Source organism: Panacagrimonas perspica (assembly GCF_004364935.1).
GTDB classification, from domain to species: Bacteria; Pseudomonadota; Gammaproteobacteria; order Nevskiales; family Nevskiaceae; genus Panacagrimonas; species Panacagrimonas perspica.
Map to the genome: position 1 here is coordinate 694,202 of NZ_SOBT01000009.1, position 14,951 is coordinate 709,152.

At 67.8% G+C, this 14,951-nt stretch carries 16 protein-coding genes; 13 read left to right on the top strand and 3 right to left on the bottom strand.

Annotated features, from left to right (window positions below; all coding sequences use genetic code 11):
* Nucleotide 1 precedes the first annotated feature (1 nt).
* The 5 genes from DFR24_RS14690 (at nt 2) to DFR24_RS14710 (ending at nt 4,343) form a co-directional block, all read left to right on the top strand.
* Nucleotides 2-721 (top strand): thermostable hemolysin, encoded by a 720-nt coding sequence (locus tag DFR24_RS14690; protein ID WP_133882563.1) that lies wholly within the window; start codon nt 2-4, stop codon nt 719-721.
* Complete coding sequence (locus tag DFR24_RS14695; RefSeq protein ID WP_133882144.1) at nt 718-2,220, top strand: AMP-binding protein; 1,503 nt, start codon at nt 718-720, stop codon at nt 2,218-2,220. The genes DFR24_RS14690 and DFR24_RS14695 overlap by 4 nt, the downstream gene beginning before the upstream one ends.
* Nucleotides 2,217-2,903, top strand: a complete 687-nt coding sequence (locus DFR24_RS14700) for a TenA family transcriptional regulator (protein WP_133882145.1) — start codon at nt 2,217-2,219, stop codon at nt 2,901-2,903. The genes DFR24_RS14695 and DFR24_RS14700 overlap by 4 nt, the downstream gene beginning before the upstream one ends.
* Nucleotides 2,873-3,685 (top strand): SDR family oxidoreductase, encoded by an 813-nt coding sequence (locus DFR24_RS14705; protein WP_133882146.1) that lies wholly within the window; start codon nt 2,873-2,875, stop codon nt 3,683-3,685. Before DFR24_RS14700 ends, DFR24_RS14705 begins: the two co-directional genes overlap by 31 nt.
* A gap of 82 nt (nt 3,686-3,767) precedes the next feature.
* Nucleotides 3,768-4,343 (top strand): tetratricopeptide repeat protein, encoded by a 576-nt coding sequence (locus DFR24_RS14710; protein WP_210772313.1) that lies wholly within the window; start codon nt 3,768-3,770, stop codon nt 4,341-4,343.
* Nucleotides 4,344-4,363: 20 nt separating this feature from the next.
* Here the strand turns inward: DFR24_RS14710 and DFR24_RS14715 are convergent, their stop codons facing one another.
* Together DFR24_RS14715 and DFR24_RS14720 are read right to left on the bottom strand one after the other, a co-directional pair.
* Entirely contained in the window at nt 4,364-4,801 is a 438-nt protein-coding gene (locus DFR24_RS14715) for an HD domain-containing protein (protein WP_133882148.1), read from the bottom strand.
* Between the two features lie 135 nt (nt 4,802-4,936).
* Nucleotides 4,937-5,407, bottom strand: coding sequence for a hypothetical protein (locus DFR24_RS14720; protein WP_133882149.1), 471 nt, complete (start codon nt 5,405-5,407; stop codon nt 4,937-4,939).
* Nucleotides 5,408-5,547: 140 nt separating this feature from the next.
* Here DFR24_RS14720 and DFR24_RS14725 point away from each other — a divergent pair, with 140 nt between their 5' ends.
* The 5 genes from DFR24_RS14725 (at nt 5,548) to DFR24_RS14745 (ending at nt 11,620) form a co-directional block, all read left to right on the top strand.
* Nucleotides 5,548-6,465 carry a LysR family transcriptional regulator gene (locus tag DFR24_RS14725; RefSeq protein ID WP_133882150.1) on the top strand — a complete coding sequence of 306 codons (918 nt, stop codon included), beginning with the start codon at nt 5,548-5,550 and terminating at the stop codon, nt 6,463-6,465.
* 230 nt (nt 6,466-6,695) lie between these two features.
* Nucleotides 6,696-7,367, top strand: a complete 672-nt coding sequence (gene mtgA, locus DFR24_RS14730) for a monofunctional biosynthetic peptidoglycan transglycosylase (RefSeq protein WP_133882564.1) — start codon at nt 6,696-6,698, stop codon at nt 7,365-7,367.
* A gap of 123 nt (nt 7,368-7,490) precedes the next feature.
* Entirely contained in the window at nt 7,491-7,889 is a 399-nt protein-coding gene (locus DFR24_RS14735) for a hypothetical protein (RefSeq protein WP_210772314.1), read from the top strand.
* 87 nt (nt 7,890-7,976) lie between these two features.
* Nucleotides 7,977-10,325: a TonB-dependent receptor gene (locus DFR24_RS14740; protein ID WP_133882151.1), complete on the top strand. Its 2,349-nt coding sequence runs from the start codon at nt 7,977-7,979 to the stop codon at nt 10,323-10,325.
* An 8-nt stretch (nt 10,326-10,333) separates the two neighbouring features.
* On the top strand, nt 10,334-11,620 hold the full coding sequence (locus tag DFR24_RS14745) for a PepSY-associated TM helix domain-containing protein (RefSeq protein ID WP_133882152.1): 1,287 nt from the start codon (nt 10,334-10,336) through the stop codon (nt 11,618-11,620).
* A gap of 98 nt (nt 11,621-11,718) precedes the next feature.
* Here DFR24_RS14745 and DFR24_RS14750 read toward each other — a convergent pair whose 3' ends face one another.
* Nucleotides 11,719-12,624: a hypothetical protein gene (locus tag DFR24_RS14750; RefSeq protein ID WP_133882153.1), complete on the bottom strand. Its 906-nt coding sequence runs from the start codon at nt 12,622-12,624 to the stop codon at nt 11,719-11,721.
* Nucleotides 12,625-12,956: 332 nt separating this feature from the next.
* Between DFR24_RS14750 and thiD the strand changes: the two genes are divergently transcribed.
* From thiD to DFR24_RS14765, 3 genes are all read left to right on the top strand, one after another.
* Entirely contained in the window at nt 12,957-13,733 is a 777-nt protein-coding gene (gene thiD / locus DFR24_RS14755) for a bifunctional hydroxymethylpyrimidine kinase/phosphomethylpyrimidine kinase (RefSeq protein ID WP_162851218.1), read from the top strand.
* A gap of 171 nt (nt 13,734-13,904) precedes the next feature.
* Complete coding sequence (gene thiE, locus DFR24_RS14760) at nt 13,905-14,519, top strand: thiamine phosphate synthase (RefSeq protein WP_210772315.1); 615 nt, start codon at nt 13,905-13,907, stop codon at nt 14,517-14,519.
* Nucleotides 14,519-14,914: a hypothetical protein gene (locus DFR24_RS14765; protein WP_133882156.1), complete on the top strand. Its 396-nt coding sequence runs from the start codon at nt 14,519-14,521 to the stop codon at nt 14,912-14,914. Before thiE ends, DFR24_RS14765 begins: the two co-directional genes overlap by 1 nt.
* The last annotated feature ends 37 nt before the right edge of the window (nt 14,915-14,951 follow it).

The following is a 14,951-nucleotide window of genomic DNA, read 5'->3' on the forward strand; positions in this document are numbered from 1 at the left end:
CATGTTCGCGCCTCCTGCCGATTCAAACTTCGCGTCTGCGATCACGCTCAGCCGTGAATCCCCCGACGCCATCCCGCCCCCGCTGCGCCCTTCGACCGGTGCCTGCACGACGCTGGTCGAGGCATCGACCGACCGCCGTGGCGCTCTCGAGTCCTTCGTCGCCCAGCGCTTCTTCGAGGTCTACGGCGCCCGTATCCACGCCTTCCTGCCGCGGCTATTCGGTGCGCAGGACCGACGCGGCGCGCTGGCCGCCGTGTTCGGTCTGCGCGGCGCTGATCAAGGCCCCCTGTTTCTCGAGCAATATCTCGATGCTCCCGTCGAAATCCTGGTGGCCGCCAGCTTCGGCCGGCATGCCGGACGCCGTCAGATCGCGGAGGTCGGCAACCTCGCGGGCGCATCGCCCGGAGCATTGCGCTCGCTGATCCCCACGCTCACGCACCGACTGCAGGACGAGGGCTACCGTTTCGTCGCCTTCACCGGTTCAGCGCGCCTGTGCAACGGCTTCTCGCGGCTCGGTCTGCCGCTGCGCGTCGTGGCGCCCGCACCACCAGAGCGCCTTCCCGAAGCGGAACGCGCTCTCTGGGGGCGCTACTACGACCACCAGCCCAGCGTGATGCTCGGCGACGTGGACCTCGGCGTCGAGCTGCTGAGCGCGCTGGCCGATCGACCCGCCGAGCTGCGCGCGCAGCTGGCGCCCCTGGCGCGGGTCGGCGCGCCATGAAGAGCGACGTGATCGAAGCGGTGAAGTACCACGCGAAGTCGCGGCCCGATGCCGTCGCACTGCGTGGCCGCGATGCTTCGCTGTCGTATGCGGCGCTGAGCACGGCGGTGACCGCGCTTGCGACGAGCCTGCAGACCGCCGGCGTGAGGACGCTGGCTCTGCTCGCGGACAATGGCCTCGCATGGGCGCTAGCCGATCTCGCGGCGCTGCACTCGGGCGTGCGCCTCGTACCGCTGCCGCTGTTCTTCTCGCCACAGCAGATGGCGCACGCGCTCCGGGACGCTGGCGTCGACGCCGTGTTGGCCGATCAGGGCGTCCCTCTGCCGCCGATGCTCAGCGCGCTATCCCTGCAGAAACTGTCCGTGGCGGAGTACGCACCCCTGTCACTGCTGCGTATGCCATCCCTTGCCGCGACGCGCGCAGCGACGATCGCACCGGCGACACAGAAGATCACCTACACCTCGGGCACGACGGGGCAACCCCGCGGCGTGTGCCTTAGCGTCGCGATGCTCGAGCGGCAGGCGCGCGCGCTGTGCATCGCCAGCGGCGCCACGCGCGAGGACCTTCATCTGGCCGCACTGCCGCTGGCGACCTTGCTGGAAAACGTCGGCGGCTTGTATGCGCCGCTGCTCGCCGGGGCCCAGGCCTGCCTGTTGCCGCTGGCCGACATCGGGCTCGGCGGCGCGACACAGTTCGATCCCAGGCGCCTGTTGCACGCGGTGCAGACCCACCGCGCCACGACACTGATCCTGGTGCCGCAGATGCTGCACGCGCTGGTGCTCGCCATCGAGGCCGGCGCGGCGCATCCAGCCACGCTGCGCTTCGTCGCGGTGGGCGGCGCTCCATTGTCGCCACGCCTGCTCGAACGCGCTCTGCGCCTCGGACTGCCGGTGTTCGAAGGCTACGGCCTTTCAGAGTGCGGCTCGGTGGTGGCGCTCAACACGTCAGGCGCGCGCGCCGTCGGCAGCGTGGGCCGGCCGCTTCCGGGGGTGTCGCTGGAATTCGCCGCCGACGGCGAGATCCACGTTCGCGGTCGCGGGTTCCTCGGCTACGTGGGTGAGCCGGTACGCCCGGAATCCGGGACGGTCGCCACCGGCGACGCCGGGTACATCGATTCTGCCGGTTTCCTGCACCTGAGCGGACGCAAGAAGGACATGTTCGTCACCGCTTTCGGCCGCAACGTTTCACCGGAATGGGTGGAGCGCGAACTCTGCCTGATGCCCGCCATCGCTCAGGCCGCCGTATTCGGCGAGGCGCGCGCGTTCAACGCTGCAGTGATCGTGCCGCGCACGGGCGATGCCGAGGTCGATGCCGCACTCGCCCAGGTCAACGCCACCCTGCCGGACTACGCGCGCGTATCTCGCTGGATTCGCGCCGACGCGGCGTTCGCCGCCGGCAACGATCAACTCACGCCCAACGGACGGCTGCGGCGCAGCGCCATCGAGTCGGCATACGGCGCGCGCCTGGTCGCTCTCTACGAGGAAACGAAGACCGCATGAGCTTTCACCAGATGTTGCACGACGCCACCGCGAACGAGCGCGCCGCCTTGCTGGCGCAGCCGCTGTTCGCCGATGCCATGAGTGGTCGCGTCACTCGTCCCCTGTACTGCGCGTTCCTGGCGCAGGCCTATCACCACGTACGCCACACCGTGCCACTGATGATGGCCGCCGGCGGACGCCTGGGTACCGACTACGAGTGGCTGCGTGAAAAACTCGTGCACTACGTTGAAGAGGAATACGGCCACCACGAGTGGGTGCTCGACGACATCCGTGCAGCGGGCGGTGACGTCGACGCCGTGCGTCGCAGCGAGCCGGCGTTTCCCACCGAGATGATGATCGCCTACGCCTACGACACGGTGCAGCGCGGCAATCCCGTGGGCTTCTTCGGCATGGTGCACGTGCTCGAAGGCACCAGCACCGCGCTGGCGACGCGCGCGGCCTCGAGCCTGGCCGTTGCGCTGCAGCTGCCACCGCGCGCGTTCACCTACCTGAGTAGCCATGGCGCGCTCGACGTCCAGCACGTGGATTTCTTCCGCGAGCTCGTCGATGCCTTCGACAAGCCCTCGGACCGCGCGGCGGTGATCCACGCATCGCGCCGCTTCTATCGCCTGTACGGCGACATCTTTGCCCACCTCCACCGGGAGAATTCCGCATGCAACTCGCCCATCGCCGCTGCCTGCTGACCGGTGCCAGCGGCGGCATCGGCCGCGCAGTCGCCCGCGAACTGTCGCGCCGCAATGTCGACCTCGTACTGTCCGGGCGCGACGAACGTGCGCTGGTGGAACTGGCGACCGAACTCAGACTCGCGGGCGGTCGCGTCGACGTGATCTGCGGCGATCTGCTGTCCCCATCCGGTCCGCGCGACATCGTCGCGCACACACTGGCCTGCGACCCGATACTCGACATGGTCGTCAACTGCGCGGGTGCGATCCATTTCGGAAATTTCGAGACGGCGCCCGACGACGCGCTCGATCGCATCTGGCGCACCAACGTGCTGGCGCCGATGCGGCTGACGCAGGCGGTTCTACCCGCACTGCGACGGCGCCGGGAGGCGCTGATCGTCAACATCGGCTCGATCTTCGGATCGATCGGCTTCCCTTGTTTCGCCACGTACTCGGCGAGCAAGTTCGCGCTGCGTGGCTTCTCCGAGGCGCTGCGGCGCGAGCTCGATGGCAGCGGTGTGCAGCTGCTGTATTTCGCGCCGCGCTACACGCGCACCGCGTTCAACGCCGGCGCGGTCGAGCGCATGGCTCGGGCCGTGAAGATGCACGAGGACTCACCCGAGTCGGTGGCGCTGCAGCTAGCGCAGGCCATCGAACAGCGCGCCAAAGAACGTTACCTGGGCTGGCCGGAGAAATTCTTCGTTCGCTTCAACAGCCTGTTCCCGCGCCTGGTCGATGGCGCGCTGATCAAGCAGGCCGCGCAGATGCGTCCCTACGCACTGCAGTCACTGCCCGAATCCTGAGAACCAGACGGAGTGCCCGATGATGAAATCTCTCTTCCGCAACGCGCTGTTCGCTGCCGCGCTCACGCTAGCCGGCACAGCCTTGGCCGACACCGTCACGAGCGACGTGGCACAGCTGCAGCACGGCTGGGCCCAGGTCTACTACTCACTGCCCAAGGACCAGAAGGATGTAGCGTTCGGCAAACTCGAGGAAGAAGCGAAGCTCGCAGTGGCGCGCAACCCAGGGCGTGCCGAGCCGCTGGTCTGGTGCGCGATCATCGAATCAAGCCATGCGAAATTCGCTGGCGGGCTGCACGCGCTCGACTTGATCAAGCACGCACGCAAGCTGCTGCTCGACGCCGAGAAGGTCGATCCGCAGGTGCTGGGCGGATCGATCTACACATCGCTCGGCAGTCTCTACGCCAAGGCGCCGGGCTGGCCCCTGTCCTTCGGTGACAAGAAAAAAGCGGCGGAATATCTGAAACAGGCGCTGGCCATCAATCCGGACGGTATCGACCCGAATTTCTTCTATGGTGAATTGCTGACCGACACCGGCAATGCGGAAGCGGGCCGCAGGTTTCTCGAAAAAGCCTTGAATGCGCCGCCGCGGGAAGGGCGCGAAGATGCCGATGCCGGTCGACGCGCCGAAATCCAGGCTGCGCTCGCAGATCTCGACTGATTCTGCCTGCGCCGCAGGCCTTACCGACTCTCGGCGGCCGCTTGCTCGAGGAAGGCGCGGACCTGCTCGTACTCGCGCAGACGCGCGCAATCCTTGTCGGTGGGATTCGCAAGACGCGACAGGTCCATGTTGTCGCGCAGGTCGGCGAGCTTCACGGCGCGCGCAACCGGATTCGGCGCCAGGCGTCGCGCGGCATCCATGCGCGTCTCGCCTTTCTGCTTGGTCAGTGCGATCACCGCGCTGACGACCGCTTCCGAAAATCCTTCCCGGCGCAGATCGTCCGGCGTGATCGGCGTGTCTTCGACGACGTCGTGGAGAACCGCCGCCATGCGCTGCTCGGGACTGGAAACCGACAGCATCAGCCGCAGCGGATGCAGGATGTACGGTGCGCCGCCCTTGTCGACCTGCCCGGCATGCGCGCGGGCCGCGATCTCGATGGCCTTCTCCAGCGTGCTCATGTCGGCTTCCGTCGCAGGGGATGCGAGGCAGTCTGACGGAGTTTCGCGACCGTCTTCCGCCCGCCCCAACCGCCATCCGGGCAGCGTCGGGCTGGAAGCACGAGGCGGAACCTTTCGGCTCCGCCTCGTCCACCGTTACGCGTTGTACGTCAGCGCGGCCGGCTGGCGAGCCGCAATCGCAGCGCGCCGCGGCTGCGCCACCAGGCCGAACACGTCGCGGGCCAGGCGGACCACGCGGACCACTTCGCTCGTAGCGGCCTGCGAATAACCGGCCGCCACCAGCTGCGCTTCGTCACGGGCCTGGGCCACGCCGCCGGCCTGGACGAGAGCGTCGGTGAAGTTCTCCAGCGCCACCAGACGGGCGTCGGTCGGTGCCAGCACCGGGCGGGCCTTCAGGCCGGGGATGTAACCCAGGCGGCTCTGCACGATGGCCTGCTCGACCGGCGACAGGTCGGAATCATGTCCGTACAGGCCGTCCTGGCGGAACAGCTCGGCCAGCGCCTTGCGGCTCAGGCCCGTGGCGCTCAGGACGCTCGCGCCGGCGCCGACGTTGACGGTATCAACCGACTGATTCGAAGAAGAAAAGATCTCGTTGAAGAAGGACATGACGGAACTCCTTGGACCTCGGCGCCGGGACGTTCCCGGGGCTTCATGGGATGCATCGTGCGCCGGTTCGATCTGCACGGACATTCCCTCGAATCGCATCTTGATCTTGCGTTTTTGCAAATAACCGACGAGCCTCGGACATGGACTGGGACGACCTCCGCTACGTGCTGGCAATCTCCCGCGCCGCCGGCCTGAGCCCCGCGGCGCGGGCCCTGGGCGTGAATCCTTCGAGCGTTTACCGGCGCCTCGAAGCCCTGGAGCAGCGACTCGAGGTCCGCCTGTTCGAGCGCCTGCGCAGCGGTTACCGGCTCACCGAATCCGGCGAGGCGCTGGCCGAGGCCGCGGCCCGCATGGAGACCGAAGCGCTGGCGGTGGAGCGCCGCGTGCTCGGCACCGACGTGCGCCTGCAGGGACACATCCGCGTGGCCACCAGCGAAGCGTTCGCGTTGCACGTGCTGCCCCCGCACCTGGCCGAGTTCCGGACGATGTATCCCGGCGTGAGCCTCGACGTGTCGGCCAGCAACCAGATCGTCGACCTGACCCGCCGCGACGCCGATATCGCGATCCGCGCGACGGCGACGCCGCCGGATCACCTCGTCGGACGTAGCGTGGGGCGCGTGGGCGTGGCCTCGTACGCGTCGCCGGCCTACCTCGACGCGCAGGGTCGCGGCAGGCCGCTGGCCGAGTACGACTGGATCGGTTTCGACGGCCAGCTCGCGCATATCCGCCAGGCGCGCTGGATCGCGCACAACATTCCCGACACGCGCGTGAAGCTGCGCTTCGATTCCATCGGCGCGGTCGTGGCCGCCGTCTCGCACGGCGTCGGCTGCAGCTCGCTGCCCTGCTTCGCAGCGGACGCCGATCCGCGCATGGAGCGCCTGCCCGGCACCTACCTCGTCACCGATGTGCAGGCCTGGCTGCTCACGCATCCCGATCTGCGCAAGAGCGCGCGCATCCGCGCCTGCCTGCAGTTCTTCGGCACCCGCCTGGCCGCGGACGCCGCGCGCCTGCAGGGCCGGCCCGATCCCGAGACCGCGGCGCAAGCCGTGTCGCCGTGAAAAATGCACGACGCGGCCGTCTTGCGGGATATCGCTGCAGCCGTCGGAGCGGACGTTAGAATCGCGCCACGTTATCGCGGACGCACGCAGTGGAACGGCAATACCCCACGCTGGATCCGAAGGACTCGAAGCCGCTGCCGGAACTGCGAGTCGAGCCCCACCCGCAAAAACAGGCCCTCGCACCTTCTCCACGCAGAAAGCGTGAATGGAGCGTCCCGCGCCCGCGCCGGATCCTGCTGTGGGCCGGCCTCGCCTTCATCTCGGTGACCTTGCTCCCGGTGATGCTGCTCAGCGTCGTGCCTGCGTGGACGTCGAGCTTCATGGTCGGCTACCAGATGGACCGCCTGACGTCCTCGAAGCAGATGCCGCCGCTCGCGCACGACTGGGTGAGCTGGGACGAGATCGCGCCCGCCGCGAAACTCGCCGTGATCGCCGCCGAGGACCAGCGCTTCTCCGAGCACTTCGGTTTCGATCTCGAAGCCATCGGCAAGGCCGTCGAACACAACCGTGATCACCGTCGCAAGCGCGGCGCCAGCACCATCTCGCAGCAGGCGGCGAAGAACCTGTTCCTGTGGTCCGGCCGTAGCTGGTTTCGCAAGGGACTCGAGGTCGGCTACACGCTGCTGATCGAAACCTTCTGGTCGAAGAAGCGCGTGCTCGAGGTGTATCTCAACGTCGTGGAGTTCGGTCCCGGCGTCTACGGCGTCGAAGCGGCGTCGCAGAAGTATTTCCGCAAGCCGGCTTCGCGGCTGACGTACTCCGAGGCGGCGCTGCTCGCCGCCGTGCTGCCCAATCCCAAGCGCCTGAAGGTCGCGACCCCGTCCGCCTACGTGCAGCAACGGGCGTCGTGGATCCTGGGGCAGATGAATCACCTGGGGACGGCGGAGATCGAGAAGCTCTAGCCCGTAGCCCGGGTGAAACCCGGGGTCCGTTCCGTCTGCGCGAGGCATCCCGGGTTTCACCCGGGCTACGGGATCCGCCGAGATTCTTTGCTTAGGCCGTTTCGACTCCCGCAGAATGCCGCCATGTTTGCGCAGCTCCGCTCCCGCCCGCTGATCTGGATCGCGTTGATCGCGTGGCTGGCGCAGTTGTGCCTGCCGGTCGCGCACGCGGCCGTGATGGCGCAGCCCGAGGCGGGTCTGGCGACCTGGTGCGGCGAGTTTTCGCCGGCGATGACGCAGAAGCTGGCGGCGTTGCCGCTCGAGGTCCGCGAGATCCTGCAGAAGGGTTCGGCGCAGTCCGGTCAGCACCAGGATTGCGCGCAGCTCTGCGCGAATGCCGCAGGCGGTGCGCTGCCGCCGACGCCGGTCACCGTGTCGTTGCGCGCGGCGGGACTCGAAGCCGCACCGACCCAGCCCGCGGTCCACGCGCATCACGCGTATACGAATTCGGTACCCGCCCGCGGTCCACCGCAGGCGTCCTGATCCCGCCTTGAACGGAGCCGCAAGGCTCCGCCGCGCCCTTCGGCGCCCAGGTCCGCGTCGCGGACCTCGATCAGGATTCAAACCCTCGTGTTCAAGAAGCATCCTCTGGCCGTCGCCATCGCCGCCCTGCTGTCGAGTTTTGCCGTCCATCCTTCCGAGAGCGTCGTCGTGGACGCTCCGGCTACCGAACAAGCCGCCGCCGAGACGGGCAGCTATCTCGAAGTCGCTTCGCACGACACGCACGAGACCGATCGCGAAGTCGAGACGATCACGGTGTCGGGCCAGCGCAGCACCAAGCGCGCTGACCTTCCGGGCGCGAGCGCCGGCGTCACCGGCACCGAGCTGCGCGAGCGCGTGTTCATCAACACCGAGGATGCGCTGCGTCACCTGCCGGACCTCACGATCCGCAAGCGTTACGTCGGCGATCGCAACGCGCTGATCGGCGGCCGCAGTCACGGCACGCTGCAGGCGCCGCGTGGTGTCGTCTACGCGGACGGCGTGCTGCTCTCCAACTTTCTCGGCCGCTTCAACGCGCCGCGCTGGAACATGGTCGCGCCCGAGGAGATCTCGCGCGTCGATGTGCTGTACGGCCCCTACTCCGCGCTGTATCCCGGCAATTCGATCGGCACCACGGTGCTGATCACGACGCGCGATCCGAACGAATTCACGACGTCCGGCCGCGTGCAGTTCTTCAGCCAGGACTACAAGGGCTACGGTTACCAGGACGATTACGGCGGCCGTCAGTACAGCGCGTTCACCGGCAATCGCTGGGGCGCCTGGAGCGGCACGCTGGGCATCAACCGGCTGGAGAACGACAGCCAGCCGATGCAGTACGCCACCGGCACGCGCGTGAACAACCCGTCCGCGGCCGTGATCGCGAGCGCCGTGCCGGTCACCGGTGCGATCCGCGATCGCGATTCGCGCAACCAGCCGCGTCTGATCCTCGGGCCCGACGGCGGCTCGCTCGAGGGCAACGAGCAGAACCAGGTGAAGGGACGTCTTTCGTACCAGAACGATTTGTTCCGCGCCGACGCGCAGGTCGGTTTCTGGGTCAACGATTTCGACCGCGACGGCGTCAGCTTCCTGCGCGATGCCGGCGGCGCCACCGTGACGCGCGGCAACATCCGCGTCGGCGACGATATCTACACGGTGGCGAACAACGCCTTCGGTCCACAGGAAGGGCGCGAAGAACACCTGATGTCCTCGCTGACCGTGCGCACGCAACGCGACAGCGGCTGGAATTTTTCCGGCGTCGGATCGATCTATCACATCGGCGAGGACGAACTGCGCTCGTCGTCGCCCACCGACGCCAACACGCGCGCGGGCAACATCGTCGAAGGCGGATCGGGTGACGGCTGGTGGAACGCCGACCTGCAGGCGAGCTATCGCGCCGATGGCCTGCCGCACACGATCACGCTCGGTTACTACCACTCCAGCTACGACCTCGACTCGAAGACGTTCTCGGCGGCCGAGTGGCGGCACGGCGGACGCGGCACGCTGACCTCGGCCTCGCAGGGCTCGACGCGCCAGCAGGCGCTGTACGCGCAGGACGCGTGGGAGTTTCGTCCGCTGTGGACCGCGACGGCCGGCGTGCGCGTGGAGTTCTGGGATGCCTTCGACGGTCAGCGCCAGCGCACCGAGAGCGGCGCCGTCGTCACCGCGCCCTACGACGACCTCGACGAGGATGCGGTGTCGCCGAAGCTGTCGATCGCGTACGCGCCGGAGGCCTACACGCTGCGCTACTCGGTGGGACGCGGCGTGCGCTTCGCCACGGTCTCGGAACTCTTCCAGGGTTCGCAGACCGGCACGAACATCGTCAACAACAATCCCGACCTGAAACCGGAGGACTCGATCTCGCATGACCTGACGCTCGAGACCGTGCTGGCCGACCGTCACCAGGTTCGCGTGTCGCTGTTCTACGACCGTGTGAAGGACACCATCGCCCAGCAGCTCAACCAGGCGACCAACGTCACCAACATCCAGAACGTGGATCGCGTCGACACGCACGGCGTCGAGTTCGTCTACGGCATCAAGGAACTCCTGCCCAACGTCGACCTCGACGCCAACCTGTCGCTGGTGAACAGCAAGATCGAGAAGAACGACGCGCTGCCGCAGACGGTGGGCAAGCACTGGGTGCGCGTTCCCAACGTGCGCGCCAACCTCGTCGCCAACTGGCGCTTCCTGCCGCAGTGGAATGCGAACCTCGCGGCGCGACGCTCGGGCCGCCAGTACAGCGACCTCGACAACCAGGACACGAACGACCATGTGTTCGGCGGTGCATCGAAGTTCACGACGGTGGACTCGCGCGTGGCCTGGCACTTCCGCGAAACGATCGAGCTCGGCGTCGGCGTGGAGAACCTCACCGACGAGGAGTACTACATCTTCCATCCATATCCGGGCCGCACCTGGATCGCCGAATTGCGTGCCACGTTCTGAGATCGCCCATGACGTCCGTCACTCCCGAATCCGAATCGTCGAGCCGTCTGTACCGGCGGCTGTGGCGCTGGCATTTCTACGCCGCGTTCCTCGTCATTCCCTTCGTGCTGCTGCAGGGCATCACCGGCACGATGTACCTGTGGCAGGACGAGTGGGCGGACTGGGCACACCCGGAACTTCGCTTCGTACAACCGCAGGCGATCGTCGCGAGCTTCGACGAACAGCTCGCCGCCGCGCAGGCGCTGCATCCGCATGCACACGCCACGACGATGCTGGTGTCCGACGACCCGACGCGTTCGACGCAGGTGATGTTCGGCGGCCATCACGGCGAGGGCGATGCGCTGCCGGTGCCCGTGTTCGTGGATCCGCACACGGCGCAGGTGCTCGGTGAACTGTCCGGCTGGCAGTGGATGCCGGGATGGACGCGCAAGGTGCACGGCGGCTGGCCGCTGGGCGCCGCCGGTTCGTGGCTGCTCGAACTGGGCGCGTGCTGGGCGGTGGTGATGATGCTGACGGGCCTGTATCTGTGGTGGCCCCGCGATCGCGGCCTGCTTGCCGCACTGGTGCCGCGAACCGGCCAGGGCGCGCGCGTGCTGGTGAAGGATCTGCACGGCAGCGTCGCGGTGATCTTCTCCGCCGTGATCCTCGCGTTCCTGATCAGCGCGCTGCCGTGGACGCAGTTCTGGGGCAACCAGGTGCTCAAGCCGATCCAGAACGCGATCGGGCAGCCGTCGCCCTTCGGTGCCGCTGCGCGTGCGAAGAGCGTCGTGCAGCCCGGCGTGACGGCGATGAGCCTGGACGAGGCGGTGCAGAACGCGCGTGCGGCGGGCGTGATCGGCGGGCTCGAGATCAAGCTAGACGGCAAGGCCGATTCGGCGCTGTCGGTGCGCAATCGCCTGGCGCGCGCCTCGCGTGAAACGGCGGTCGCGTTCGACCGCTACTCGCGCGCGACGCTGGTGAAGACGACCTGGGCGGATTTCCCGCCGATCCCGCGCGCCGTTGCGACCGGCGTCGATCTGCACGAGGGCAGCTTCTTCGGACGCGCCAACCAGTGGTTCAACTCGATCGTCGCGCTGGCGCTGGTATGGATGAGCGCCACCGGTCTGCTGTCGTGGTGGATGCGACGCCCGCGCGGACGCCTCGGCGCCCCGCTGCGCAGCGAGATCCGCCTGCCGCGCTGGGCGCTGGTCACCGGCGTCGTGCTGTGCGCCGTGATGCCGCTTCTGGGGGCGTCGGTGCTCGTGCTGTGGGTGGCGGATGCGCTGCGCGGTCGACTGGTGGCGAGCCGGGTGTAGCCCGGGTGTAGCCCGGGTGTAGCCCGGGCGAAGCCCGGGATTCCGCCAGCTAGAGAGGGGAACCCCGGGCTTCGCCCGGGCTACGGGTTACGCGCGCTTCAGGGTGCTGGCAACGACCAGCGGTAGAACAGCGCCGGGCGCGCTTCGGTGGCGAGCAGCGCCGACCGGCCTCCGATCTCCAGCGCCATCGACTCGAACATCGGCAGCGGCGGCAGGCGCTGGCTCAGCACCGGCTGCGCGAGCGCCGCCGTCCAGTCCTGGTCCGGGCCACGCCGGAACAGGCTCGCCGACAAGGTCGACAGCACGATCAGCATGTTCCCGTCGGGCGACAGGTCCATCGCGGTCGCCGTACCGCGCCAGCGCGCGCCGCTCAGGGTCTGGACGCGCGGCGGCGGCGTCGGAACCAGGTCCGGGAAATTGGCGAGATGACGCGCGACGCGCACGTCGGTGTCCGTTCCGGCGATCGACAGTTCGTACAGCCCGACCGGATGGCGGCCCTTGTCGGCCAGCAGCACGCGCTGGCGTGTCGCATCGATCGCCATCGCCTCGCAGTCGCGCGGGCCGTCCTCGTAGCGGAAGCGGATCACCCTGCCCGGCGCGACCTGCCGCTGACCGGGCCCGGGCTCCGGCACCAGGATCAGCGACACCTCGGAGCGCAGGCTGAAGTTGTCGCCGGTGTCGGCGATCAGCAGCCAGGCCTCGCCGTCGTGCTCGAAGCTCGCCAGATCTTCCCAATCGTGATTGATCACGCCCTCGACGGCGACGACCTCCTGCCGCACGAGTTGGGCGTCCACCGCCACCAGAGCCGGATCATTGCCGCTGTCGCTCAAGGCCCAGTGCAGACCGGGGCGCCGGAACGAGGCGGCCAGACCCGAAAGCTCGGGCAGGGACGGGTCCAGCAGCGCGCCGACGTACTCGAAACCCTCTGCAGCCGGGGCGGCCGACGGCGTCGACGCCGACGACGCGATCGCGCAGGCCATCAACGCCCCGATGACAGTAATCACTTTAAGTTTGTTGGCCAACGCCATGGTGTCGTTCAGGAAGTAAGAGATGCCCCCAATCCTTGTGCATAAGCTTGTGCAGAACCCCGGTACCGTGCCCCTAAGTGACCGGCAGTGCAGCCATTTCTGCGCTGCGACCAGTTTCTGCTCAAGCTGAATTCCTTTATTAAATCAATATGTTCCGTAATTGCTGCGGGATTCTTGCAAAAAGGTTACGCAAATACGGGGCTTCGCGGGGCATGTGCACTCCACTGTGAATAGTTCGTCTGGGGATGTTGCATCGCACAAGATTGTGTGAAAGCCCGATCGGCATCCATACGGGCGAGAATTCACCCATGAGCTTCCGTCGTCCCTGCGTGTTGAGTCTCTCCGGCCATGACCCTCTCGGTGGGGCCGGAGTTCATGCGGATATCGAGGCCATCTCGTCGCAGGGCCTGCACCCGCTGACGGTGATCACGGCGCTGACGGTCCAGGACAGTCGCAATGTTTCGCGGGTCGAGGCGGTCGATCCGGGACTGATGTCCGAGCAGCTCCAGCGTCTCGAAGCGGACTGTGACATCCGGGCGATCAAGATCGGCCTGCTGGGCAACCCTGCGCAGGTCGCGCTGGCGGTGGATCTCATCGCCAGGCTTCGCGTCCCGGCGGTGCTCGACCCGGTCCTGCGCGCCGGCGGCGGCCGCGAACTCGCCGGCACCTCGCTGGAAACCGCGATACGCGAGCAGCTGGTCCCGAATGTGCGCTTGGTGACGCCCAACGCCGCCGAGGCGCGACGCCTCGTGGGCCAGGCGCCCGACGCCGACCTCGATGCCTGCGCGCAGGCGCTGCTGGCCGCCGGCTGCGCGAACGTGCTGATCACCGGTGGAGACGAGCCGGGCGCCCAGGTCCTCAACACCTGGTATCGCGCGGGCGCAGCGCCCTGCCGCTACGTCTGGCCGCGACTCCCCGAGACCTTCCACGGCGCAGGTTGCACGCTGGCTTCCGCGATCGCCGCGCGCCTGGCGGCTGGCGACGACATGGCCGCAGCGATCCAGACAGGCCAAAGCTGGACACAATCGGCGCTCGAGCGCGCCATTGCGGTCGGCCGCGGCCGCCGCATTCCCGGACGACACTAGTGTCTCGGCACACTGATTTGAGAATAAAGGCGCATGCGGATTTTCGTGTCTGGCAAGGCGCGACGACGAGGCATAGTGGACCTATGGTGAGGAGGAGCAACGCAGCCAAGCGCGAAAAGACGCCGCGCATTTGTTGCCAAATTAATGGGCCGAGACACTAGAGGACCCTGCATGCGCGGCCTGTACGCCATCACGCCCACGACGCTGTGCCTGGACCCGCCACGGCTGCTGACGGCGGTCGCATCCGCGCTGCGCGGCGGCGCCCGCGTGGTCCAGTACCGCGACAAGACCCACGACCATGCACGACGCCTGGCGTCGGCGCGGGCGTTGCGCACGCTGTGCGACCGCCATCGCGCGAAACTGATCATCAATGACGACGTCGAGCTGGTCCTCGAAGCCGATGCCCACGGCGTGCACCTGGGCCTCGACGACATGGGGCTGGTCGAGGCCCGCTCACGGCTGGGTCCGGACCGGCTGATCGGCATCACCTGCCAGGATTCGCTGGCCCGCGCGCGCGCTGCCAGCGAGGGTGGCGCGGATTACCTCGCGTTCGGCGCGTTCTTCCCGTCGCGCACGAAGCCCGATGCGCGGCAGGCTACGCGCGAATTGTTGGAGCAAGCCCGCGTGACGACCTCGCTGCCGCTGTGCGCGATCGGCGGCATCACGGCACAGAACTGCGCGCCGCTGATTGCCGCCGGTGCGGACCTGATCGCGGCCGTCGAAGGCGTGTTCGCGGCGGCCGACATCGAGGCGGCCGCGCGGGCCTACGCGCGGCAATTCGGCTGATGCGCGCGCCGCCCGAAGCGCTGCTGCGCGCCTCGCTGTGGGCGACCGCGGCGGCGAATCTCGGCGTGGCGCTGCTCGTACTGCTCCCGCAAACCCTGCCTGGCCAGCTCGCGGGTCTGCCGCAGGAACCGGCACCCGCGCTCTACCGCGTGCTGCTCGCGGTGTTCATCGCGCTGTTCGGCTTCACATACGCGTGGCTTGCGCATCGCAGGGTCGTGGAACGATCCCTGCTGATGCTCGGCGCGACCGGAAAGCTGCTCGCGTTCCTCGGCGTCTCGATCCTGTGGTGCGTCGGCGACATCAGTGGACGGTTCGCATTGCTGATGATCGGGGATCTGCTGTTCGCGGCGCTGTTCTTCGCCTGGCTGTTCGGCGAGCCGCGCTGCGGAACGTAGAATCCCCCTACCGCCCGCCGTAAACCCTTGCGTCACG

Excerpts from the sequence above, each read along its gene's own strand:
- DFR24_RS14690 (WP_133882563.1), top strand. The coding sequence starts at position 2 with ATGTTCGCGCCTCCTGCCGATTCAAACTTCGCGTCTGCGATCACGCTC.
- DFR24_RS14695 (WP_133882144.1), top strand. The coding sequence starts at position 718 with ATGAAGAGCGACGTGATCGAAGCGGTGAAGTACCACGCGAAGTCGCGG.
- DFR24_RS14700 (WP_133882145.1), top strand. The coding sequence starts at position 2,217 with ATGAGCTTTCACCAGATGTTGCACGACGCCACCGCGAACGAGCGCGCC.
- DFR24_RS14705 (WP_133882146.1), top strand. The coding sequence starts at position 2,873 with ATGCAACTCGCCCATCGCCGCTGCCTGCTGACCGGTGCCAGCGGCGGC.
- DFR24_RS14715 (WP_133882148.1), bottom strand. The coding sequence starts at position 4,801 with ATGAGCACGCTGGAGAAGGCCATCGAGATCGCGGCCCGCGCGCATGCC.
- DFR24_RS14720 (WP_133882149.1), bottom strand. The coding sequence starts at position 5,407 with ATGTCCTTCTTCAACGAGATCTTTTCTTCTTCGAATCAGTCGGTTGAT.
- DFR24_RS14725 (WP_133882150.1), top strand. The coding sequence starts at position 5,548 with ATGGACTGGGACGACCTCCGCTACGTGCTGGCAATCTCCCGCGCCGCC.
- DFR24_RS14735 (WP_210772314.1), top strand. The coding sequence starts at position 7,491 with ATGTTTGCGCAGCTCCGCTCCCGCCCGCTGATCTGGATCGCGTTGATC.
- DFR24_RS14745 (WP_133882152.1), top strand. The coding sequence starts at position 10,334 with ATGACGTCCGTCACTCCCGAATCCGAATCGTCGAGCCGTCTGTACCGG.
- thiD (WP_162851218.1), top strand. The coding sequence starts at position 12,957 with ATGAGCTTCCGTCGTCCCTGCGTGTTGAGTCTCTCCGGCCATGACCCT.
- thiE (WP_210772315.1), top strand. The coding sequence starts at position 13,905 with ATGCGCGGCCTGTACGCCATCACGCCCACGACGCTGTGCCTGGACCCG.
- DFR24_RS14765 (WP_133882156.1), top strand. The coding sequence starts at position 14,519 with ATGCGCGCGCCGCCCGAAGCGCTGCTGCGCGCCTCGCTGTGGGCGACC.